At 67.5% G+C, this 1,112-nt stretch carries 2 protein-coding genes; both read left to right on the plus strand.

The genetic code is table 11. The features are described from left to right. Positions 1–492: methylenetetrahydrofolate reductase (locus ABD212_RS18965; protein ID WP_486341491.1), on the plus strand; the 492-nt coding region annotated here is incomplete at its 5' end. Positions 493–501: 9 nt separating this feature from the next. Beyond that, on the plus strand, positions 502–1,112 hold a 611-nt coding region (locus tag ABD212_RS18970), incomplete at its 3' end, for a formyltransferase family protein (protein ID WP_344097782.1).

Here is a 1,112-nt window from a genome sequence, read left to right on the forward strand (position 1 = left end):
CTGCCGCGGTACGGCGTGCGCGAGGTGTCGATCGCCGGGTACCCCGAGGGGCATCCCGACATCAGGGCCGACGTGCTGTGGCGGCACCTGGCGGACAAGTCCGCGGCGCTGAAGGAGCAGCGGCTGGATGCCGTCATCCTCAGCCAATTCGCGTTCGACACCGATCCGGTGATGGCGTGGATAGACGAGGTGCGCGATCGCGGCATCGACTCGCAGATCCGGATCGGCACCCCTGGACCGGCCGGCATCAAGCGGCTGCTGGGCTTCGCCCGCCGGTTCGGCATCGGCGCGAACGCGATGATCGTGAAGAAGTACGGCTTCTCGCTGACCAATCTGATGGGCACCGCGGGCCCCGACCGGTTCGTCGGCGATCTGTCGAACCGGCTGGCCGTCGATCACGCCGCGGGTGATGTCCGGCTGCACTTCTACACCTTCGGCGGGCTGCTCGCCACCTCCGAGTGGGCGCGCGGGTTCGCCGCCGCACAGAGCTGAGGCCCCGGCATGACTGTGCACACCGAGGCGCTGCGTGATCGGGCATGTCTGATCGTGCACGGTCCGGACCGGCCGGGGATCGTGGCGGCGGTGTCGGCGCTGGTGGCACGCAACGCCGGGAACATCCTGTCGCTGGATCAGTACTCGGATGACGTGAACGGCGGCGCGTTCTTCCAGCGAGTGGTCTTCCACCGGCTCGATCTCGCGGTCGCGATCCCCGAGATCGAGGCGGACCTCGCCGAGACGCTGACCCCGCTCGGACTGGAGTGGACGTTGACGGATCAGTCGATTCCGAAGCGGATGGCGATCCTGGTGTCCACGTCGGACCACTGCCTGCTGGAGCTGCTGTGGCGGCACCGCCGCGGCGAGCTGCCGGTGACGATCCCGATGGTGATCTCCAACCACACCAACACCGCCGAGGACGTCCGCTCGTTCGGCATCCCGTTCTTCCACGTCCCCTCGCAGGGACCGGACAAGTCCGCCGCAGAGGCCGAGATCGTGAAGCTGCTCGCCGGGAACGTCGACTTCATCGTGCTGGCCCGGTACATGCAGATCCTGTCGGAGTCGTTCCTCGACGATGTCGGCGTGCCGGTGATCAACATCCACCACTCGTTCCTGCC

The organism is Microbacterium deminutum, from assembly GCF_039530205.1.
GTDB classification, from domain to species: domain Bacteria; phylum Actinomycetota; class Actinomycetes; order Actinomycetales; family Microbacteriaceae; genus Microbacterium; species Microbacterium deminutum.